General features: G+C 45.3%; 16 protein-coding genes. 5 read left to right on the forward strand and 11 right to left on the reverse strand.

From position 1 onward, the window contains the following. Position 1 precedes the first annotated feature (1 nt). The 4 genes from BQ7480_RS09585 to BQ7480_RS09600 are packed head-to-tail and all read right to left on the reverse strand — an operon-like array spanning position 2 to position 8,923. On the reverse strand, positions 2 to 1,906 hold the full coding sequence (locus BQ7480_RS09585; RefSeq protein ID WP_072542655.1) for an AAA family ATPase: 1,905 nt from the start codon (positions 1,904 to 1,906) through the stop codon (positions 2 to 4). Between the two features lie 2 nt (positions 1,907 to 1,908). Next, positions 1,909 to 5,436, reverse strand: a complete 3,528-nt coding sequence (locus tag BQ7480_RS09590; RefSeq protein ID WP_072542656.1) for an Eco57I restriction-modification methylase domain-containing protein — start codon at positions 5,434 to 5,436, stop codon at positions 1,909 to 1,911. Between the two features lie 11 nt (positions 5,437 to 5,447). Continuing rightward, positions 5,448 to 8,717, reverse strand: coding sequence for a helicase-related protein (locus tag BQ7480_RS09595; protein WP_072542657.1), 3,270 nt, complete (start codon positions 8,715 to 8,717; stop codon positions 5,448 to 5,450). Positions 8,718 to 8,719: 2 nt separating this feature from the next. Beyond that, on the reverse strand, positions 8,720 to 8,923 hold the full coding sequence (locus BQ7480_RS09600; RefSeq protein ID WP_072543974.1) for a helix-turn-helix transcriptional regulator: 204 nt from the start codon (positions 8,921 to 8,923) through the stop codon (positions 8,720 to 8,722). A gap of 436 nt (positions 8,924 to 9,359) precedes the next feature. Here BQ7480_RS09600 and BQ7480_RS09605 point away from each other — a divergent pair, with 436 nt between their 5' ends. Continuing rightward, on the forward strand, positions 9,360 to 10,169 hold the full coding sequence (locus BQ7480_RS09605; RefSeq protein WP_072542658.1) for a Cof-type HAD-IIB family hydrolase: 810 nt from the start codon (positions 9,360 to 9,362) through the stop codon (positions 10,167 to 10,169). Here BQ7480_RS09605 and BQ7480_RS09610 read toward each other — a convergent pair. The 3 genes from BQ7480_RS09610 to spt all read right to left on the reverse strand — a co-directional run bounded on the left by BQ7480_RS09610 (position 10,156) and on the right by spt (position 12,155). Next, positions 10,156 to 10,689 (reverse strand): ferredoxin domain-containing protein, encoded by a 534-nt coding sequence (locus BQ7480_RS09610; protein WP_072542659.1) that lies wholly within the window; start codon positions 10,687 to 10,689, stop codon positions 10,156 to 10,158. The two genes, BQ7480_RS09605 and BQ7480_RS09610, sit on opposite strands and share 14 nt — an antisense overlap. 114 nt (positions 10,690 to 10,803) lie before the next feature. Next, complete coding sequence (locus tag BQ7480_RS18025) at positions 10,804 to 10,917, reverse strand: hypothetical protein (RefSeq protein WP_022053955.1); 114 nt, start codon at positions 10,915 to 10,917, stop codon at positions 10,804 to 10,806. Between the two features lie 50 nt (positions 10,918 to 10,967). Continuing rightward, entirely contained in the window at positions 10,968 to 12,155 is a 1,188-nt protein-coding gene (gene spt / locus BQ7480_RS09615; RefSeq protein ID WP_072542660.1) for a serine palmitoyltransferase, read from the reverse strand. Positions 12,156 to 12,377: 222 nt separating this feature from the next. Between spt and BQ7480_RS09620 the strand changes: the two genes are divergently transcribed. Further along, on the forward strand, positions 12,378 to 13,412 hold the full coding sequence (locus tag BQ7480_RS09620) for a diacylglycerol/lipid kinase family protein (RefSeq protein ID WP_072542661.1): 1,035 nt from the start codon (positions 12,378 to 12,380) through the stop codon (positions 13,410 to 13,412). 11 nt (positions 13,413 to 13,423) lie between these two features. On the opposite strand, the gene BQ7480_RS09625 is transcribed toward BQ7480_RS09620, so the two are convergent. Continuing rightward, complete coding sequence (locus BQ7480_RS09625; protein ID WP_072542662.1) at positions 13,424 to 14,140, reverse strand: tRNA1(Val) (adenine(37)-N6)-methyltransferase; 717 nt, start codon at positions 14,138 to 14,140, stop codon at positions 13,424 to 13,426. Between the two features lie 185 nt (positions 14,141 to 14,325). Here BQ7480_RS09625 and lon point away from each other — a divergent pair, with 185 nt between their 5' ends. Genes lon through BQ7480_RS09640 form a run of 3 tightly spaced genes read left to right on the forward strand, consistent with a single transcriptional unit; the run spans position 14,326 to position 19,133 of the window. Beyond that, entirely contained in the window at positions 14,326 to 16,818 is a 2,493-nt protein-coding gene (gene lon / locus BQ7480_RS09630) for an endopeptidase La (protein WP_072542663.1), read from the forward strand. Beyond that, positions 16,815 to 17,945 carry a tRNA guanosine(34) transglycosylase Tgt gene (gene tgt / locus BQ7480_RS09635; protein WP_072542664.1) on the forward strand — a complete coding sequence of 377 codons (1,131 nt, stop codon included), beginning with the start codon at positions 16,815 to 16,817 and terminating at the stop codon, positions 17,943 to 17,945. The genes lon and tgt overlap by 4 nt, the downstream gene beginning before the upstream one ends. Before the next feature lie 12 nt (positions 17,946 to 17,957). Continuing rightward, complete coding sequence (locus tag BQ7480_RS09640) at positions 17,958 to 19,133, forward strand: LptF/LptG family permease (RefSeq protein ID WP_139255750.1); 1,176 nt, start codon at positions 17,958 to 17,960, stop codon at positions 19,131 to 19,133. A 401-nt stretch (positions 19,134 to 19,534) separates the two neighbouring features. Here BQ7480_RS09640 and BQ7480_RS09645 read toward each other — a convergent pair whose 3' ends face one another. The 3 genes from BQ7480_RS09645 to BQ7480_RS09655 form a co-directional block, all read right to left on the reverse strand. Further along, positions 19,535 to 20,614: an alpha/beta hydrolase gene (locus BQ7480_RS09645; RefSeq protein ID WP_072542665.1), complete on the reverse strand. Its 1,080-nt coding sequence runs from the start codon at positions 20,612 to 20,614 to the stop codon at positions 19,535 to 19,537. A gap of 92 nt (positions 20,615 to 20,706) precedes the next feature. Then, positions 20,707 to 21,534, reverse strand: coding sequence for an AraC family transcriptional regulator (locus tag BQ7480_RS09650; RefSeq protein WP_072543976.1), 828 nt, complete (start codon positions 21,532 to 21,534; stop codon positions 20,707 to 20,709). A 169-nt stretch (positions 21,535 to 21,703) separates the two neighbouring features. Beyond that, positions 21,704 to 22,921, reverse strand: coding sequence for a tetratricopeptide repeat protein (locus tag BQ7480_RS09655; protein ID WP_072542666.1), 1,218 nt, complete (start codon positions 22,919 to 22,921; stop codon positions 21,704 to 21,706). Between the last annotated feature and the right edge of the window lie 5 nt (positions 22,922 to 22,926).

Raw genomic sequence — 22,926 nt, forward strand, 5'->3', positions numbered from 1 at the left:
TTTATATTATATTTAATAATAAATCCCCACTTCTGCTTTTATATAACTCTAAATAATTATCAACATAGTCTTTCCTCTTGTGGCTATGTATATCTTGACATATCTTCTCTAAATTTCCCTTATATCGTTCATTCTTATTGTATTCACCCTCAACTCCGTCTGTAATAGTGCAACTTCTTGTTGATTTAGCTTCTGGCAGCCACACCTTGGTCGTACCTGCAACAATATATTTGTATAATTCCTGTTGTAGTTCGATTTCATACTTCTGGATTATATGTTCATCTTCCTTAAAAAATAAATATACTTTTTCTTTTCTTGGGAGCACCTCTTCTATACTTAATTCTTGGATTTGAAGGCTCAATCTTTCTATAATAGCAAAAATCTCTTTCAACTCAATTTTGTACACATTAGTTTCGGTTGATTTATGCGAAAGAGGATTCATTAGTAGATTCAAATTAGCAATCAATCTACTCAAGTCTGTAAGATCAAATCCTTGTATCTTTGAAAAGAAATCAAATGATATTTCCAATACATTTCGAAGCCTTTCATGTTTAGCACCGTCATTTTGTTTTGATAGTTTAGGAGGGAAGACTTCATTTACCATAGCCTCTACTGCTTTACGTAAATAGTTCGCTGCAGCAGGGTAATCAAATTCCTCATAATGTTTACGAGCTCTTGCAATATCTGATTCAGAGTTGAATTCCTTAGGATTATTTGTAGAAGTATCATCCTTGTACAATTCCTTAAATAACCAACCATCTTCCTTTGCTAGACCTTTTGATCTGTTCGCAAAATAAATTCTTTCTTTAAAATGCTCAAAGAATGCTCTATCATGAGTAAACAGATATATCTTATACTTACCAGATATTTTCAGCAAGAAGTCTACAACTTTTGCACGATTGCTCATATCAAGACTAATGAGCATATCGTCTAAAGCTAGAAAGCTGCCTTCCGGAGGAACCGTATCATCTGCAGGATTAATGCCTCTCAATAATGCAAAGCGAATAGACAATGCTATAGCAGTTAGTTTTGCTTCATTAAAATATACATGTGGTTTAGGTATCTCAATACCACCCTCCTTAATTTCAATGCCAATTATAGGTTCAATCAAAGATTTATTTTTGGTTCTCTCCAATTCCCCTTTTTGATTCTTAATCAAACGATTATCCCATTTTAGTCTAAATCCATCAAAATATATATTTGGATTTGGGTTAACCTTTGGATATGTCAAAATGATTGATAAATCTTGTTCTCCTTCGGTCTTAAAGTAATTCTTGTATATATCCGATACAGCAATGTTAATATCTCCAATAAAACTTTCAAGTTCACTATTGAAGATATCAATCATCTCATTTATTTTCTTTGTTGAACTTCTATTATTAAGTTTTGACGCTTCATCTTCAATTTGTTCATACATTAACGACATATATGTTCCTTGTTCATTAATATATTTGTATGGCAAAATCTCTCGCAAGAATATTGGGAAAAGATTTATGCTGTTTGAGTTTGTAAAATTAAAGAACCCGTTTAGAAGTTGATGATTAACGAAAAATGTTTCAAGCTCTGCTAATCTGTCAAAACCGACACAACCATATTCGGATACCGTTGATAAAAATGGATTCCTAGCTCCAATAAACCAATTAACTGCCACATATGGTTTGTCAGAAGCATCTTTCGGCGAGAAAAAACGATTGACAAGGTTTTGTGAATTACTTTTATCAAAATACTTCTTTCCATTATCAGGCTTTCTATATGAATTGAAGATACAATGTAAAGCATAATAAATAGAAGACTTACCACTACCATTTTCTCCATACATTAACAAATGCTTACCATCCAACTCTATTGTATGTAGAGATGGGAATGCTTTAAATCCATTAATAACTATTCCGTTAATTTTTGCCATAATTATCCTTCAATTATAAGTTTGAGTATCTTTGGGCTTCTTAATGTGAATAAATCCAAACGGTTCCGTATTGGATTATCCATTTTCTTTATAGCCATAAAGGTATTTAATATGACTTCAGATTTATCCTTTTCAGTAGTTAATTGTGATATAGGTTTAATGAGTTCTAAAGAAGAGTCAATTATGTTGATTTCTTGCTCTTTCATATGCTCCCCAAAGTATAATTCATACACACAGCCATCAATAATTTTTTCAAAAAATAGTGCAATTGTTTTGTTTGAAACTAATCCTGATAAGTTTTCTTTTGTAGAACTTGCCATCATTACATAATCAACAATTGTCGCAATTAATTCCTGAACATTGATCGCTGGTACCGCAATAGGAATATGCAGCAAAGGCTCCTTGTCTATTTGAAAATTCGCCCCTTGCATTTTCCCCTTATATTTTAGCCAATACTTTATTAGTGTTGAATTTAATAATCCTGTTAGATACTTTTGGTTTACTCTATTTGTTCTAATAATTAAGTAAGCTCTAGAAACAAAACTGTCAAAATTTACATAAGAAAACGCAGGTCGATTTACACACTTTCTTAGTGCTAAGATTTTTTCTCCTTCAAAGCTTTCTTTTTTTCTAGCACGATGTAATCCATAAGGTTTATTTACTGATGTAATAACTGTTGAAAATTGGTCTAAATGTTTTTGTATGTTAGGGTAAAGTGAAATACGATCATTTACAGAAGAATCTGTATATATGATCCATTCTGAATTCTTTTTACATACAGAATATCTGTTTATCAATTTTGATGTATAATATGGCTTTACAAGTTCCTTCTCAGTACAATTAAGACTTAAACTATCATATTCCTGTTGGCTTAATACAAAAATACCATCTCCAATTTGTTTCTTATTGTTTAAAAGTTGTTGAGTTTTTTTGTTTACATAATCTTGCAAGACATCAATACCTGAAGATATCTCCTTAATCCCTTCTTTGTCATTTAAGAGAATATGCGTTGTATCGCTTATTAATTGCAATATTTGGTCATTCTCTGTAGATGCAAATGTTAACAACTGATTTGAGAAATGTGCTCTATTAATTAATGGCATAAAGAATACATTACTATCATCATGTATTTTTTTCAGTAAATTAATCGCCGCCTGTTTGTTTGCATATTTTTGTTGAACTTTTCTATAATCAAAAGAATAATTATCAGTAATACTATCTTTCTGAAAGAGCATAATCATTGTTTGTATACTTGCACTATCAAAAATCTTAGCATCAAAGAAATCTATTAATTGAATGATTTTGGTATCTGATACAATCTTATTACGTAAAAGGCTTGCCCCATCGTTGGTAACCCAATTATTTGTGGCAATATAACATAAACACGCATTAGGCTTTAATAAATCAATCCCTTTACAAGCAAAAATATACCAAAGATCCATTTTCCCTTGATAATATTCACTGCTCCTTAACCCATTAAATGCGTTTTTATCAGTTGCTTCTTTAATATACGGTGGATTTCCTATTATTATATCAAACCCGATAAACTTTCCATTCTCGTCAAGCAATTGTGGAAACTCAAAACGCCATTCAAAAGCATCAACATATAATTTGTTCGTCTGAATATCTTCTTGTTCTTTTTCAAGGATATTCAGCTTCTCTTTCAGCTTCTTCAATTCATCCTTTTCTACCTTTGTTCTCTCTCCAAATAAGGTTGGGCCTTCAAGCATAATAACTTTGCCTCTTAGCTTTGCAAGCCTCTCCTTAAACTGATTGCTAAGCTCTGTCTTAAATGCACTCTTTATATCTTTAATTGTCTTACGAAAAAGTTTCTTTGCTTGGTGATTGGAGGTATTGGTGTATTCTCTTACCAATTCTTTGTACTTGGTAAGTGTCATTTTCTCATTTTCCTCTTTACCTTTGTTGTACTCCACAAAAGCATTCTCTATAGGCGCATCTATAGGATAGCGACTCAGCAATGAATTCCCGCAAGTGATTTTATAATCCAAGTTAGGAAGTGGTTGAGGTTCCTCTGCATCTACGACCAAGGCCAGCCAAAAACGCAATCGTGCAATATCTACTGCACCTTGCTCGATATCAACTCCGAAGATGTTATTTTGGATAATATCTCGTTTAGTTTGATTAGAATCAAAATTGCCGTAAGGATCTGCATGCGATTGCAAATGGTGAATAGCATGATATAACACATAAAAAATCCCCATAGGAAATGCTCCGGAACCAATAGCCGGGTCGCATACTTTTATATCTTTGAGTAGTTGTATAAATCGTAATGCCAAGGTTTTGGTCTGGAGTACAGGCAGAACTATTCCATTATTTATCAGTTGCTCTATAGATTCTGCATATTGCTCGTCAGGCTCGTGAGTCTTTAAATATTGTATAACACTTTGGCGACACATATATTGCACAATTTCTTTTGGAGTATAAAATGCGCCTTTATCTTTGTTATCTTCCAAAAGATTCTCAAAGATATGTCCCAGCATTTCGGGATCGATACCCACTTCGCTATCGTCAGGATCGTTTTCATCGATGGTGAAATTGTACATGGCAAAGAAATCCATCAGTTCCTTGAAATAGGAATATGGAAAATCTATATCCAGTTTGTCGACGTTATCTTTCTCGAACAGACCACCGTTAAGGTATGGAATTTTGATATTTTCTCCCAATCGGGTATCAGCTATATCCCCTTCGCGTTTTTCATTAAGTGTATTAAAAAACAAATATTCAAGAACATCGCTTAACAAGCGGTCGTTCCCTTCGTAGCGTCCAATCAGGTGACTGAGATAATTTTTATCTCCACCTTCCCAATCCGAGCGTGAAGCAGGCACACCCATCCAGCCTTTTTTCTGAAGGAATTGCAGAAATACCAGTCGGCCAAGCAGTTTCTTTACATAGTCACGATTTGTTTTAGTGTCGGAAAGTAGTTTCAGAAACTTCATATATTGAGCTTTGTATCCAGCAAAGAATTCCTTATTCAGGCGCTCAACAGAAAAAGCCTCTGTAACATCTGCCAGATAGATAGAACTGTTTTTCTTTTTGGATATCAATTCATACAGGCGGTCTGCAGCCGACCTGCACGGTTCGTTCTCTCCCAAAAGGAAAGTATATCTTTTAGGTGCCGTTTCTGATTTTATCAGTTCTCCGTCTTCATTGAAGGAAGTTTGTTTCGCTATAAAGGTCAGGCGATAATCGAGGACATTCTTTGAATAGTAGAAAGCCAGGACACCATGAATAATGGATTGATCAACCGTTTTTGCCGCAATTTCGCGCAGTCCTTTCCGATTACGCTTAATAAGCACATTATCTGAGACTTCAAATGTATAAATAGCCAATGAACGCCCGTCATCCAAACGGATTGTACCTACTTGTCCTCCGCTCTTTACCAAATCATGTGAGATTTGATTTATGCGAGTGAAGAATTCAACGTTAGGAAACATTTCTGTCAATATGCCTTTCCACTCACCGAAATCAAATCTGGTAGATAATTTATTTTGTAATTCTTTTGATGTCATGCTTGTAATAATTAAAGATTAAAACTTTCGGAAATAATAATTTCCGGAACGAACTCCTTTGTCGCTTTTATGCGATTCACAGCTTGATCTTCATGGGTGCTTAATTCAACATGTTCAAGCGGGTAAGAAGTAATGATTTTCATAAGTTGCTCCAGCAATATAACGATTTTAACAGGTGCTTTTTTTGTGGCACTTTGCAACTTGTTTATGTCCCGCTGCAACTGTTGAAATTTTCCCGTAGATATGGCACGTTTGGCCTTTTCTATCAAAGTAAATTCTTCGTCTGTTATATTGGGAACATGTAAAAATCCATCAAGATAAGCCAAAGCTTTTTTCTCATTGGGACCTTGGGTGGTAACCACTTTCTTAGTAGTGGCTTTTGCATCCTCTTCTTTTTCCGAAAAAACTTCTATCGCCTTTGCTACTTGCTCATGATGTTTATCATGCAAAGGAATGGCTTTCTCTTCCGGCCTTGCCTCAAATTCTTTCACGGCTTCCAAAAAAGTAAGCTCTTCAATGCTTCCGTCTTCACGAATAAAGGTAAAAGCATCCCTTCTTTTATTGCGAATAAACGTTATGGTACTCATAGGGATCAGTTTACTTTTCCTCCCTACACGGGCTCTTAAAGGCATCTTGTTTATTCGTTTTATCAGGTCAGGGTCATCCTCTTTCAATTGTCTAAGCCACATCAGATATCGCAATTTCTCATCTCTTTCCTCGTCTGCATTCTTATCAAACAGTCCGAAGCTTTCCGGATTTTCATCTGTAGAGTAAATCTGACTGTCTTCACCCAAAGCAGCATGGAAGGCAAAGAGTTTCATCTTGGCTTTTTTCTCCAGCTCTATGTCATTGTTTACTTTGGCCGTAGGAAAAAAATTGAAAATGTGTACCTCTTTAGCCGTACTTCCGATACGGTTTACACGCCCAATTCGTTGCATCAGTCGAGTGGAATTCCAAGGTGTATCGTAGTTGACAATAACATTTGCACGATGCAAGTTTACGCCTTCAGCCAGGACCTCGGTAGAAATGACTATATTATAATCATTCTTTTTCTCACCTTTATAGTTCGCATCGAAGTTCGCTTCAAGGACAGTCATTTTATCGTTCCGATTATCACTATAAATAGCCAGCACACGATTAAAACCATTTGCTTTTAATGCATCATACAAGTACTTGGTCGTTTCTTTACTTTCAGAAAAGATTACAAGTTTACCTTCCTGATTAATAGATTTATCAAACAGTTTACCTTTCAGGTATTCATTAATAAAAATATCCAATTTCGGGTCGTATGTGATTTTATCCCATGCATCTACCAACTCTTCCAAAATTCGTCCGTCGTTTTCCAAGCCTTCCTTAAAGCCAAATTCAAAATCTTCCGGCGTACAAATTTCAATCGTCGGGTCGGTATATTGCGCTTCTTCTATCAATCGAATCAGTTCATCTTCTTTCCCTTCACTCAACAGTTCATTAACTTTTAAGTTAGGAGCAATATATATCACACCTTTTTCAAACATACCAAGCATGACTTTGTTGGCCTGATAGTATCTCTTTAAAGATTGTTTGAATGCATAGAAACTACTGTCTATTCGCTTGACAAGCAATGTTTTCATAATACCTGCCAACTGAATAGATATCATATCTGCCTTTTTGTACTTAGCTTTCTTCTTGGGAACCAAATATTTAATAGCCTGATAACGATAGTATTTCAATACATTCCCTTCTTTACCACCTAAATATCGGATTGTCTTGTCGTACAAGGCTTCCAGCTCAGAGTCTAATTGATAATAAATCTTATGGGGCGGCTTCACATCTGGGAAATGCACATTTTGTTCTTCCAAATCCTTTCGGTAAGCTTCGTTTTCCATTAAATCTGTACGTGTACGACGCACAGTCAAAGGCTCAACCACCTTAACTCGAATCTTTTCGTAAATTTCCTTTATTCCATTAGCAATCAGTCCTATATCTTTTTGTTTTTTAATCTTCTTGTATTTGTCTATTTGTTCACGAAAGAAACGCTGCAAGTTTCCTTCTTCCAAAGTGCTGTCTTTAGAATCCTGAAACAAATAAACCAAATTAGCTATATCTTCAGGTTTGTTGTTCAAAGGAGTGGCAGAAACGAGTATCACTTTCTTGTCATGCAAGCTACCATCAGCATGCAGTGTCTTAGTCTTGCAAAGTTTCTGTAGCTCGTTGTACATAGATGCAGTATCGCTTCTAAACTTATGGGCTTCATCAACGATGACCAAATCATAAAGTGACGGATTCTTTATTTTATGCAAGCTTCCATTTGTGATAATTTTATAATTGTCAAGTTTAAACTCTACCATTGTTCTTTCCCAACCTTCTTTAAGAGCAGGGGGAACAATAATCAAGGTATGAGAGCGATGCATTGGAAACCCATTGGCAAAGAAAAATTTCTTGGCAATGAGAGCTGAAACGATAGTCTTTCCCAATCCGACTACATCGGACAGAAAAAATCCGTTATGCTTCATCATTTTTGAATATCCATCATTTACGGCATCAATCTGATAAGACAATTTCTTATATCCTTTAGGCAAGTCTGATATTGAATTTGGATCAAAATCAATACTTCTCCCAAAATATTCCAAAAGAAACTTCAAGTAAACTTCGTATGGCGTAAACTCAGTATTCAGATACGATTCCTTTTTTATCTTCTCTATATGATTGATATCAATGGCAACAGATTCTGCCCATAGCTTTTCAAAAGTTTCAGTCGCAAATTGAATATCATCGTCATATCTTAGCTCTACATTAAACTCAAAATTTTTCTCCAATCCAGCTTCCGTCAGATTACTAGAACCTGTAATTACTGATCCATAACCATGTGGATGATATACTTCTTCACGAAAGATATAGATTTTGGCATGTATGTTTTGCTTGGGATGGATACGCATCTCAATTCTGCCGGAAACAATATCTTCGATAAACTGATACATTCCGTCTTCCACTTCCTTGTCATACTTCGCCTCTTGGATATTCTTTTTTATGTCATTGAAGAATTCCTCTTGTGACTGTTCATTGTTTGGATTAAAAAGTAATCCTTGCTGATTGGCCTGATAAGTCAGTTTGTCTACATTGATACCTACTAAGATTCTAATGTGTGGAGTCTGTTGAATGAACTTTCGGATTCTAAAATATCCAGAAGCTCTAAAATACCCTACAAGCGCATCAAAAAAATGCACTTTTCTATACTTAAAAACCCCTTCAATTTTTTCAAGTAAGGTATTTTCTTTCTCGTTAGTAAAGAAATTAGTCCCCATAATTATTGTTTAGTAGTTACAATCAAGCTTCTTACATCGACATCCAGTTTTTCTGCAATTTGCATCAACATCTCCAAAGACGGTTGCATTTTGTTTGAACACCATTTAGACACAGTAGATGGATCTTTTCCTAACTGTTCAGCAAGCCATTTTCCTGTTTTCTTTTGTTCAACCAAAACAATTTTTATCCTATTTATATCTTTCATTGCAAATCCTTTTATTGGCGTATAGGACAAATATACTGATAATAGATGAAAGAAAAAAACAGTCATGAGTCTTTTTATTTTCATAAACACCATTTTTCGAAGACCTTTTCCCGATTAGGATTCTACACATAACCCTAAAATGCAGTTACATATACCCCCATCCGCCCTCTCATTTTCTACATCCCGCATCCGGAAACCATACGTTTCTGCTCGCGGAAACATACGTTTCCCGACTGAAGAACCTACGTTTCCGCCCCGCGAAACGTAGAAAAGCAGGAAGCGTCTCTCCGTCTGTGCCCTTGTCTTTTCAAGACCACAAAGCCTCATTTCCACCCAACGCCCCTTTCACCTCACCACTTGCGCCACGTTTCCGCTCCCGCATTTTCTCAATTACACTTTTTTCCGTACTTTTGCACCCGATTCACAGTACTATTTTATGAAATACAAACTATTAGCATTAGACCTCGACGGTACGCTTACCAACTCGAAAAAAGTAATCACCCTTCACACCCGGGAAACGCTTCTTAAAGCGCAGGAAAAAGGAGTAAAAATCATACTGGCTTCCGGACGGCCCACCTACGGCATCGTGCCTCTGGCCGAACAGCTGGAGCTTCAGAAATACGAAGGATACATCCTGGCCTATAACGGCGGGGAAATCACCGACTGGAAAACCAAAGAAGTGATATGCAAGAACCTTCTCGACCCAGAGGTGCTTCCCTACCTGTATGAATGTGCCAAGAAGAACGATTTCGCCATCGTGACCTACGACGGGGAATATGTGCTGACCGAAAAGCCTGACGATGAATACGTGCTGAAAGAGGCACTGCTCAACGTGATGAAAATCAAGAAGGTGGACAACTTCCTGGAGGCCGTGAAGCATCCCATTGCCAAATGCCTGATTGTGGGCGACCCTACCCGCCTGGCGGTACTGGAAAAAGAGATGTACGACCACCTGAAAGACCGCATGGGCGTGTTCCGCTCCGAGCCTTATTTTCTGGAACTGGTGCCGAAGGGCATCGATAAGGCCCTGTCGCTGGCGGGTATGCTGGAAAAGATTGGGGTGTCGCGCGAAGAAATGATTGCTATCGGCGACGGATTCAATGACCTGTCCATGATTAAATACGCCGGACTGGGGATTGCCATGGCCAACGCACAGGACGTGGTAAAAGAAAACGCCGACTTCATCACTCTGTCGAATGAGGAAGACGGCGTGGCGTATGCGGCAGAAAAATTCATTCTGTCTTAGGCTTCCGGTCGAAGAACGGATTCTTGGAGGATGCGCTCACGGGGATGGCATACACCTGGGTGCATCCGTCCAGCCAGTCGAGTTGCTGGGCTGCCAGTCCGGCCGAAAACATGACCCGCGTATCCACCCGATGGTCGGCGGCTACGGAGCAGGCCGACCCGATGGCTATGCCTACATCCACACTATTGATGGCGCAAGGCACTCCTTCCTTGCGGATGGCGCAGGTGTCATACCCGCAATGTCCGCAATCCAACCCCTGCGGATGTGAATGGGTGCCTATCAGCACAATGCACTCCGCCTGCAGGATATTGTCGGCGTCACGCAGGAAGAATTTAAACCCATTGTCTTCATACATCTGCTTCATCGTGTCCGACAGGATGCGGATGTTGCTTTCCGTCACCATGGCCACCTCTATGATGTCCACGCCCTTCCCCTTGGGGGCCGTGCGGGCGGCCGTCATCATCTGCTGTGCCACCTGCAACACTTGTTCATGGCGGCTGTCTCTTTCATTCAGTATCATATCTCCTTCAAGTTAAAACAATATACAATAAAAAAAAGGGTTATATCCGAGTTCCTCTGCCTGAGCTTCGGATACTCTAAATATAACCCTTTTCAAAATAAATCACCAAAGGATTTATTTCTTTTTTCCTTTTTTCAGGTCATTTTCATGAATGGCCTCTTCTACTTGATAAGCCGGCGCATGTTTTTTATGCATGCCTTTCGGTTTTTTATTACCTGCAGCTCCCATAGTAAAAACCTCCTTTCAAAGTCCTTTAAAAAGTCAAACGATATAATTTATTATTTCAATAAATCCAGTTGTTTGAAGCACTTGATCAATTTTTCGATGGCGAAGTCCACCTGTTCCTTGGTATGAGTAGCCATCAGTGCAAAGCGCACCAGCGTGTCTTGAGGTGCACAGGCCGGTGGGATTACCGGATTGATGAAGACACCTTCATCGAAGGCCAGCTTGGTCACTTCGAAAGTCTTGTCCGTATCGCGCACGTACAACGGAATAATCGGGCTTTCCGTATCGCCGATTTCAAAGCCGGCTTCACGGAAGCTCTTCAACGCATAGTTGGTAATCTTCCACAAATTCTTCTGACGTTCCGGTTCGGTCTTGAAAATATGGATGGCCTCTCTGGCGGCAGCAGTAGCAGCCGGTGTGTTGCTGGCCTGGAAGATATAAGAGCGGGCATTGTGGCGCAACCAGTTGATGACGTCCTTGTCACCGGCCACGAAACCACCGATAGATGCCAGTGACTTACTGAACGTACCCATAATCAGGTCGATGTCGTCCGTTACGCCGAAGTGGTCGCATACGCCGCGGCCTTCCCGACCGAAGACACCCAGTCCGTGGGCTTCGTCCACATAGATGCTGGCATTGTATTTTTTCTTCAGGCGGACAATTTCCGGCAGGTTGGCCAGGTCGCCTTCCATGGAGAACACGCTGTCCACTACAATCAGTTTCACGGCGTCCGGTTCGCATTTCTGGAGTTCTTTCTCCAAAGCCTCCATGTCATTATGCTTGTATTTCAGCTGAGTGGCAAAAGAAAGACGGCGTCCGTCTACGATAGATGCGTGGTCGCGGTCGTCGCAAATGATATAGTCGCCACGTCCGGCCAACTGAGGAATCACGCCTTCATTTACGGTAAAACCTGTGGAGAAGCAAAGTGCTTCATCTTTTCCTACGAATTCGGCCAACTCTTTTTCCAGCTGCACGTGGATATCAAGTGTTCCGTTCAACAGACGGGAACCGGCACATCCCGTACCGTATTTGCGAGTCGCTGCAATGGCCGCGTCAATAATTCTTTGGTCGTGAGTCAAGCCCATGTAAGAGTTTGAACCAAACATCAGCACCTTTTTTCCGTCCATCATCACCTCTGTGTCCTGTGCGCTGTCAATCTCACGGAAATAAGGGTAAACGCCTCTTTCCATATACATCTGAGGCAATCTGAATTTACTAAATTTTTCTTGTAATAATCCCATATTTTAAGTATCTGGTAAGCACCCCGGCTTACGTTAAACTTTATCACTTTGCAACCGTATTGTCACATCGTTTTTACTAAGAACGTGCAAAGATACAAAAAACTCCAAAATCAGATACAAATCCTCTAAAAAAATTGATTTTGTGTTTAATTATCCCCAAAAACATCCCTCAAATATGAAAGATAATATTATTTTTGTGCTCCCAAATTCTAAATCTGACTTATGGATCCGAAAAAGCGAATCATCTTTGTGGTAAACCCCATATCCGGAACCCACGGAAAGGAATTCATACTGAAGCTCATCGAGCGGGAACTGGACACATCGAAATATGAATATTCCATCCGAAAGACCGAATATGCCGGACATGCTTCCGAGATAGCCGCACAGGCTGCCTCGGAAGGGGCAGATATCGTGGTGGCTATCGGCGGAGACGGAACCATCAACGAAATAGGACGGGCGCTCATCCATACGGACACGGCCATGGGAATCATTCCCTGCGGTTCCGGGAACGGACTGGCGCGCCATCTGCACATCCCCATGGAGCCCAAAGGAGCCATCAACGTGCTGAATGCCGGACGGGTCAAGACCATCGACTATGGAATTATCGACAACCGTCCCTTCTTCTGTACGTGCGGAGTGGGATTCGACGCTTTCGTGAGCCTGAAATTTGCGGATTCCGGGAAAAGGGGCTTGCTCACCTACCTGGAAAACACCTTGCACGAGAGTCTTACGTACCAGCCGGAGACGTATGAGATTGAGAATTCAACGGGCACCGTCCGCTACAAGGCTTTCCTGATTGCCTGCGCCAACGCGTCACAATATGGGAACAACGCCTACATCGCCCCGCAGGCTTCCCTGACCGACGGGATGATGGACATCACCATTCTGGAGCCTTTCACGGTGCTGGATGTGCCTTCGCTTTCCATCCAGCTGTTTACCCGCACGCTCGACCAGAACAGCCGTATCAAGACAATGAAGGACAAATGCATCGTCATCCACCGGGAAAAGGAAGGGGTGTTCCACTTCGACGGCGACCCGGCAATGGGAGGAAAAGACTTGAAGGTGGAAATCATTCATCAGGGACTGCATGTCATCGCTCCCATCCGGCCGAAGCGTATGCCGTCGCCCCCATTGAACATCCTGCAACATTTCACTGATTTCATCGGCCGACGTCCGTTTACCGAGACCATCGCCCAGAAGCACCGCCAGCTCCTGATGCTGAACCAGCATATTCTGAGAAGGCTCTCCAAGAAATAACTCTCCCGGCCCTACAAGGCCAGATAGAACGGCTTGGCCAGTGCCTCAAACTCCGGCGTATAGACGTGACGCTCCATTTCAATGGCCAGATGGCAGGTTTCGGTCTGCACACAAGCCGACTTGACAAAGGCCATCAGCACCCGTTTGGGAGGAAGTCCGGCACGGGGATGTACCCATGTCTGACGCGAAAGAGACAGGCCTTGCTTCAAAGCCAGCGCCACAAAATCGGAGGCGGCAGTAGCCGGAAGTATCACCGAAAAGCAGCCTTCGTCTGAGAGCAAAAAGGCGACTTTTGCCAAAAGCGCCCCGAAATCCAATTCATCGGTATGCCGGGCCGTATTCCGCTGGGCATGAGGGCATTTCACCGCTTCCACGAAATAGGGTGGATTCGATACAATCGCATCAAAACGGTCTTTCCAGTCTTCCGGTGCCTGCCGGATGTCCAGCTGAGTCACTTCCATCCGGTCGGCCCAAGGCGAACGGGCCACGTTCTCCCGCGCCTGTTCCACGGCGGCTCCGTCAATGTCGACCGCCGTCACGTAAGCCTGTGGGTTCCGCTGGGCCAGCATCAGGGCAATCAGTCCGCTCCCGGTACCGATGTCCAAGATACGGGCGGCTCCGTCCACCTGTGCCCAGGCACCCGCCAACACTCCGTCCGTGCCCACTTTCATGGCACATTTATCGTGAAAAACCACAAACTGCTTGAACTGAAAAAAAGGATTCGGCATAGCTTCTTACTCAAATTTTGCGCCAAAATTACGGAAATCCTCTCAGAAAGTGGTCTCACCTCATATTATTTTTAAATAATAAACAGGTATTTGAAGTAAATAGTTTCCAAATTAGGCGCGGAATGATTACCTTTGTGCCGTTTTGAACAATAAAAAAACCTTCTTAATTCAGAAGCGAAAAAAATATGGTAAAAAAGACAAAAAACAACGAGATTCTGGTTAGTGCAGAAGGCAAGGATATCCCTATGATGGCCGAAATCGAAACCATTCCTACGGAGGATACCAAGGAAGAAGATTTGACTGGGGAATTGCCCGTCATGCCCCTGCGCAACCTAATGATATTCCCTTCTATCGTCATGCCGATTAACGTGGGACGCCAGCCGACACTGAAGCTGGTGAACCAGGCTCTCCAAAGCAAGGAGCCCATCGTCATCACCACGCAAAAGGTGGGCGAAACGGAGTCACCCAAGCAAAAAGACCTGTTCCCCATCGCCGTCATCGGTAAGGTGCTGCGCGTGTTCGAAATGCCGGGAGGGACCATTACGGCCATCCTTCAGGCCACGGGCCCGAAGGTGAAGCTGGAAGAAATCACTTCCACCCGCCCATTCCTGCGGGGAAAAGTTTCCGTGATTGAGGAAGACATGCAGGATGAAAAGTCGGACGAGTTCAAGACGCTGATTGACACTTGCAAGGAGCTGAGTGCAAAGGTAATCGAGCTTTCGGACGAGATTTCTCCCGATACGGCTTTTGCCTTGAAGAACCTGGACAACAACGAGGTGCTGGTGAATTTCATTTCGGGCAACTTCCCCTTCCCCATCAACGAGAAGTATGAGCTGTTGCAGATGAACGACCTGAAGTCGCGCCTGTACCGCCTGATTCAGTTATTGAACAAGACCATCCAGCTGGCCACGCTGAAACAGAACATCCAGATGCGTACGCGCGAAGAGCTGGACCGCCAGCAACGGGAATACTTCCTGCAACAACAAATCAAGAACATTCAGGACGAGCTGGGCAACGGACAGGACGATGAAATCGACGAACTCCAGAAGAAGGGCGAGAAAAAGCTCTGGAAACCGGAGGTGAAGGAGATTTTCGACCGCGAACTGGCCAAGCTGGAGCGCATCAACCCGCAATCGCCCGACTATAACGTGCAGCTGACGTACCTGCAGACGTTGCTTTCCTTGCCGTGGGGTGTGTACACCAAGGACGTGATTGACATTCCGAACGCCAAGAAGATTCTGGACAAGGAGCACTACGGACTGGAGAAGGTGAAAGAACGTATTCTGGAATACCTGGCCGTGCTGAAGCTGAAAGGCGACCTGAAATCGCCGATTATCTGCCTCTACGGCCCTCCGGGAGTCGGCAAGACCTCACTGGGACGCTCCATCGCCACGGCCCTGAAGCGGAAATATGTCCGCATGTCACTGGGTGGCGTACACGACGAGGCGGAAATCCGCGGACACCGCAAGACGTATATCGGTGCCATGCCGGGACGTATCATCAAGAGCCTGATCAAGGCGGAGACCTCCAACCCGGTCATCATCCTGGACGAGATTGACAAGCTGAGCAACGACAACCACGGCGACCCGAGTTCGGCCATGCTGGAAGTGCTCGACCCGGAACAGAACAACACGTTCCACGACAACTATGTGGACATCGACTACGACTTGTCGAACGTCATGTTCATTGCCACGGCCAACAACCTGGGCACCATCCCTACTCCGTTGCTCGACCGTATGGAACTGATTGAGGTGAGCGGCTACATCACCGAGGAGAAAATCGAGATTGCCCGCCGCCACCTGATTCCGAAGGAAATGGAAAAGAACGGTTTGAAGAAGGAACACGTGAAGTTCACCAAGCCGGCCATCGAATACATCATCGAGAACTATACCCGTGAAAGCGGTGTGCGTGAGCTGGAGAAGAAAATCAGTAAGGTGATGCGGAAAATCGCCCTGGAAATCGCCAGCGGTGAATTTACCGAAACGCACGAACTGAAACCGAAGGACATCGAGAAATTCCTCGGCCCGCAGGAATACTCCCGCGACAAGTACCAAGGCAACGAATATGCCGGCGTGGTGACCGGACTGGCCTGGACGGCGGTAGGCGGCGAAATCCTGTTCGTGGAAACCAGCCTGAGCCGCGGAAAGGGACAGTTGACCCTGACCGGAAACCTGGGTTCCGTGATGAAGGAATCGGCCATGCTGGCACTGGAGTACCTGAAAGCGCACAGCCATCTGCTCGACTTGCCGGAAGGCATCTTCGACAACTGGAACATCCATATCCACGTGCCGGAAGGAGCCATTCCGAAAGACGGTCCCTCTGCCGGTATCACGATGGTCACCTCACTGGCGTCTGCCCTGACCCAGCGGAAAGTAAAGGCCAACCTGGCCATGACGGGCGAAATCACCCTGCGCGGAAAAGTGTTGCCGGTAGGCGGTATCCGCGAAAAGATTCTGGCCGCCAAACGGGCCGGCATCAAGGACATCATCTTGTGTGAGGAAAACCGCAAGGACATCAACGAAATCCAGCCGATGTACCTCACGGGCATGACCTTCCACTACGTGAAGGACATCAAGGAGGTGCTCCGCCTGGCCCTGACCGACGAGAAGGTGGCCGATGCCATTGATTTCACCGTGAAAGAAGACAAAGACAAAAACCAAGAAAACCCAGCACAATGAAGTTTGAGTTACAACATACGGATCCCAAATCGAATGCCCGCGCCGGTCTGATTACGACCGACCACGGGCAGATTGAGACCCCTATCTTTATGCCGGTCGGCACACTCGGTACGGTAAAAGGGGTGCATCTTCACGAACTGAAGAACGACATCAAGGCCCAGATTATCCTGGGAAACACGTATCACCTCTACCTGCGCCCGGGACTCGACATCATTGAGGGGGCCGGAGGACTGCACAAGTTCAACGGGTTCGACCGCCCGATGCTGACCGATAGCGGGGGCTTCCAGGTGTTCTCCCTTTCCGGCATCCGGAAATTGCGCGAAGAAGGCGTGGAGTTCCGCTCGCACATCGACGGGTCGAAACACCTGTTCACTCCGGAACGGGTGATGGACATCGAACGCACCATCGGGGCCGACATCATCATGGCTTTCGATGAATGTGCGCCCGGCACCTCCGACTATGACTATGCCAAGAAGTCGATGGAGCTGACGCATCGCTGGCTCGACCGCTGCTGCGCCCGTTTCAACGAGACGGAGCCCAAGTACGGCTACAGCCAGTCGCTCTTCCCCATCGTGCAGGGATGTGTGTATCCCGACCTGCGCCGGCGCTCGGCGGAATACATCGCTTCGAAGAATGCCGACGGAAACGCCATCGGCGGACTGGCCGTAGGGGAACCGACGGAGAAGATGTATGAGATGATTGAGGTGGTCAACGAAATATTGCCTACCGACAAGCCCCGCTACCTGATGGGCGTGGGAACTCCGGTCAATATTCTGGAAGGCATCGAACGGGGAGTGGACATGTTCGACTGCGTGATGCCGACCCGCAACGGCCGAAACGGCATGCTCTTCACCAAGGACGGCATCATGAACATGCGCAACAAGAAATGGGAGAACGATTACTCCCCCATCGAAGCCGACGGTGCTTCCTACGTGGACACGATGTACAGCCGTGCCTACCTGCGCCACCTGTTCCATGCCCAGGAGCTGCTTGCCCTGCAGATTGCCTCCATCCACAACCTGGCCTTCTACCTCTGGCTCGTGGGCGAGGCCCGCAAGCACATCATCGCCGGCGACTTCTCTACTTGGAAGCCGATGATGGTGAAACGTTTATCTACCCGATTGTAATTGTAGTTTGATATGAAGCACAATGTGTTCCAGCTGTTCCGTTTCTACCTGAAAGCAGGAAGGGAACAGCTGAAAAAATTAAAAGGAAACCCGTTCAAGAAGAAATGGCTGAAACGGCTCGACAGGTACATCATCGTGAAGTTCCTGGGCACCTATTTCTTTGCCATCGCACTGATTATCTCCATTGCCGTGGTGTTCGACATCAATGAAAACATTGACGACTTCATCAACAACAAGGCGCCCATCAGTGCCATCATCTTCGACTATTACCTGAACTTCATCCCTTACTACACCAACCTGTTCAGTCCGTTGTTCGTGTTCATCGCCGTGATTTTCTTCACGTCGAAGCTGGCGGAGAACTCCGAAATCATCGCCATGTTCTCCACGGGCATGAGTTTCAAGCGGCTCATGGTGCCTTACATGATTTCGGCAGCCATCATCGCCCTGGTCACTTACGTGCTGAGCACGGAGGTCATCCCCACGGGAAGTGTGACGCGACTGAAGTTCGAACAGGTGTACAAGAACAAGAAGAAGACGGATTATGTGCGCAACATCCAGCTGGAGGTGGACACGGGGGTGATTGCCTACATGGAACGCTACGAGGACTACAACAAGACGGCCTACCGCTTCTCGCTCGACAAGTTTGAAGACCACAAGCTGGTGTCGCACCTCACGGCCCGCCGCATCACCTACGACACGACCGCCGTACACCGGTGGATTATCAAGGACTACATGATTCGGGAGATGAAGGGCATGCGCGAGACCATCACTCACGGCGACCGTATGGACTCCATCATCAACATGGAGCCGCAGGACTTCCTGATTACCCGAGGGCAGCAGGAAACCATGACCAGCCCCCAGCTACGGGAATACATCGACAAGCAGAAGCAACGAGGGTTCGCCAACATCAAGGTGTTCGAGGTGGAATACTACCGGCGCATCGCCACTTCGTTCGCGGCCTTCATCCTGACGGTCATCGGGCTCTCGCTCTCGTCGCAGAAGCGGAAAGGAGGTATGGGACTTCACTTGGGTATCGGTATCGCCCTGAGTTTCTCCTACATCCTGTTCCAGACCATTTCGTCGACCTTCGCCATCAACGGAAACGCGTCGCCCAACCTCGCGGTATGGATTCCGAACATCCTCTATCTGTTCATTGCGATTTACCTCTACCGCAAGGCGCCGAAATAAAGTTGCGTTGTCCATACACCCCATGGAAGGAATTATTATATCATAAAAAAATGCATCCCAGAAGTCATGTATCACTTTCAGGATGCATTTTTTATTTGGAAAGCCCGAATCTGCTAAGGACAATCATCATCACATAAAGATGAGACCGTTTCATCACAAAAATACTAAGGGAAAAATTTTATAGGCAAGTTTTAAAAGTAAAAGACCTCCTGCTTTAGCCTTTGTTTATTAGAATTCTATAGCTAAAAACAGGAGATTCTTATAGGGTAATTCTATAGATTACAAGGAAGTCTTTCCTACTTTTCTAATTGAAAACAATCTCACCCCCTTTATTCTACGTCTAAAATCTCGTTTCTTCACTTTACCGAAACAGTTTCCGAGAAACACTGAAGAACGGAATTTCATTTCAGGTACGTGCGGAAGAACTGTTCGATTTTGTCGAAAGGAATCACGTCCATCCGGTCGTACAGGTCCACGTGACTGGCACCGGGAATGATGAGCAGTTCCTTGTTGCCGCCCTTGAGCTTCTTGAAGGCATCCTCGCTGAAGTAGCGCGAATGGGCCTTCTCGCCGTGAATCATCAGCACGGCACTTCGTATCTCATGGCTATAACTCAGCAGGGGCATGTTCATGAACGAAAGGGCCGAGGTCTTGTTCCATCCGTCGTTGGAGTTGAGCGAGCGCCTGTGGTAGCCGCGCGGGGTCTTGTAATAGGCATGATAATCCTTCACGAACTGGGGCGCATCGGCGGGCAACGGGTCCACCACTCCTCCGGCCCGGGCGTACGTGCCGCGGCGGTAGTCTTCCGTGCGCTGGGCGTTGAGCTGCTCGCGCTGCTCATAGCGGGCGTCGGCATCCATGGCATCGAAATAGCCGTTGGCCGTGACGCGGCTCATGTCGTACATCGTGGAAGTCACCGTGGCCTTGATACGGGTATCGATGGCCGCCGCGTTGAGGGCCATGCCTCCCCATCCGCAGATGCCCAGGATACCGATACGGCCGGCATCCGCCTGGTCGCAAGTGGACAGGAAGTCGACCGCCGCACAGAAGTCCTCCGTATTGATGTCGGGCGAGGCCACGTAGCGCGGTTCGCCTCCGCTCTCACCCGTGTACGAGGGGTCGAAGGCGATGGTGAGGAAGCCCCGTTCGGCCAGTGTCATGGCATACAGCCCGGACGACTGTTCCTTCACGGCCCCGAACGGTCCGCTCACGGCAATGGCCGGCAGCTTGCCTTCGGCCTCTTTGGGCACATACATATCCGCCGCCAGGGTGATGCCGTAGCGGTTCGTAAAGGTCACCTTGCGGTGGCTCACCTTCGGGCTCAAGGCGAACACCTTGTCCCATTCCTGCGTAAGATTCAAACTCTGTCTTTCCATTTTCACCTCCGTTTTTACATCCGGCGTTGCGGCGGAAAGGCTGCCCGTAGCCAGAAACCAGGCCGCCGATGCCGCACACAACGTCTTCCACATTTTATTATCCATTCTACAAATTTCTATGTTTCTACGGAGGCAAAAATAACACAAAAGCCCCACAGAGGCATTTCTGTGAGGCTCAAATTTCATTTCCGAAAGGCTCAGACCGGGAGCGCCGGCACCAGTGCCGTGGGCGGGATGCCGTATTGCTTCTTGAAGGCCGTGGAGAAATGCGAGGGGTTCTTGAAGCCCACTTCGGCATAGACCTCCACCACTTTCCGGTGTTCCTCCTTTATCAGGCGGTAGGCCACTTCCAGCCGTTTGCGGATGAGCCATTTCTCGGGCGTCAGGTCGCTCACCTTCTTGAAATCGCGCTTGAAGGTGGCCAGGCTGCGCCCCGTGTAGTGCGCCAGTTCCTCGAGCGAGAACTCGTACATGTAGTTCCGGTTCATGAAGTCGAGGATGTCCATCTTCCACGGGGTACTGAAATCGAACAAGAGGGTCATGAAGCGGCGGTCCGTGTGGAGCAAGGCCAGCAAGCCTTCCTCCAGCTTCAGGCGCATCACGTCGTCCTGAGGCTTCACCTCCGGATTGAAGTAAGGGGTCATCGAGGCGAAAAGGCTCTCAATCTCTGCCGAAGGGGGCAGCTTTCTCACGCCGGGAACGAATCTCTCCGTCTTTGCGGGGCGGTCTTCCTGGAGGGCGTATTTGCCGTACATCTCGCGCAGGAACGGACGGGTGAAACACAGGTAGATGCCGCAATACTGCTCCCCGTGGCAGGCCTTCTTGTACATCGTCACCCGGTGGTCGCGCGGAATGAACACACACTCTCCTTTTCCCACGTGCACCTGGCGGCTTCCGTCGTCGAGCACCATTTCGCCGGAAAACACGTAGTTCATGGCATATTCGCGCGAGCGGTGCACGCAGGCGTCGGCATCGTCATAGAAGAAGCTGAAAAACACGTTCTGGTAGTTGAAGATGATTTTCATGGGGCCGGGTGAAACCGGTTGGGTGTCTGAATTCATGGTGGATGATATTTTAAATGCATGATGGGGTAAAGTTACAAAAAAACTCCTTTGTGCCTCGTTTCCGCACAAAGGAGTTTTCCGAAAGAGGGACGAACCGCCCGGAAGAGCGGTCCGCACACCTTTTTATTTATTAGTAACCCAGTTCTTTTTCAAGGGCATTGTATTTTTCCTTGTCAAGCTTCCAGTAGATGTTCAGCAGGTACTGACCCCACAACTGGCGGTTGTCCGGCTTCACTTCCTTGGCTTTTTCATAGAAAGGCTGAGCCTTTTCGTACATTTCCTTGATTTTGCCTTCATTGGTGGCATATTTCGGGTCGTCCATAGAAAGCTTGGAGTTTTCTTCTACAAGTTCCTGAGCCGGGAAGAAGTAGCAGTCGCCAATCTTGGAATAGGCTTCACCTACGAAGTCTTTTCCTTCTGAGATAATCTGGTTGAGAGTAGCGATGGCTCCATCGTAATCTTTCTTTTCATACTGAAGCACACCCTTTACATACAGGAAGTAAGGAGTAGAATTCTTGGCCAATACGGCATCCATCTGAGCCAGACCTTCGTCAATCTTACCCTTCTGGATGTAATAGTCCATCAGGTTACCGATGAAGTATTCCTGAGCCGGGAATTTTTCCACACCTTCCTGGATAGTAGCCAGCCATTTGGTGGAATCGGGAGTTTCACCCTTTCCGTATGCTTCAGCCAGGCACATCAGTGAACGGTAACCTTCTTCTTTGTGTTCCTTACCGATAGTGGCATATTTGATTACGGCTGCATTGTCTTTCAAAGAGTTTGCGGCAAGTGCTGCATAGTTGGCAATCAACGGAACCAATGTATCGTTCTTCACGGCTTCTTCGCTTTCGAACATCGGGTTCTGCGGAGCGTCTACAAACAGACCGAAGAATTTCAATGCGTTAGCATAGTTACCTGAGTTGTACGCGTCAGAACCAGCGTTAGTCAGCTGAGGACGAACCGTAGCCAAAGTCTTGGCCAGTTTCTTTCTCAGTTTCGGTTTCTTCAGTTCACCGCTCTTTACTTTAGCCTGTTCTACTTCGTCACATTTTGTGTAGTATTCAAACAGTTTGGCCAGACTATTGTACAATTTGGCGGTATCTGCCTGACCACCCGGCAAATACAGTTTCATGTTTTCATCGTCATAGATGGACTTCTGGAAATCACCAGCCAGTTTCCATGTTTCAGGGTCATTAGCCGTTGAAGGGTCGGTCAACGCCGGTTCGATGATTTGTGCTGCCTTTGCAGGATCGCTCTTGGCAGATTTCGCTTCCTTCACTACGCTTTCCTGAGCGGAAACAGCGCATGCCGTGAAGAATAAAGCTGCTGTAAATAAAACTTTTTTCATAAGGT

The sequence above is a fragment of the Bacteroides mediterraneensis genome (assembly GCF_900128455.1).
In the GTDB taxonomy this organism is placed as follows: Bacteria; Bacteroidota; Bacteroidia; order Bacteroidales; family Bacteroidaceae; genus Phocaeicola; species Phocaeicola mediterraneensis.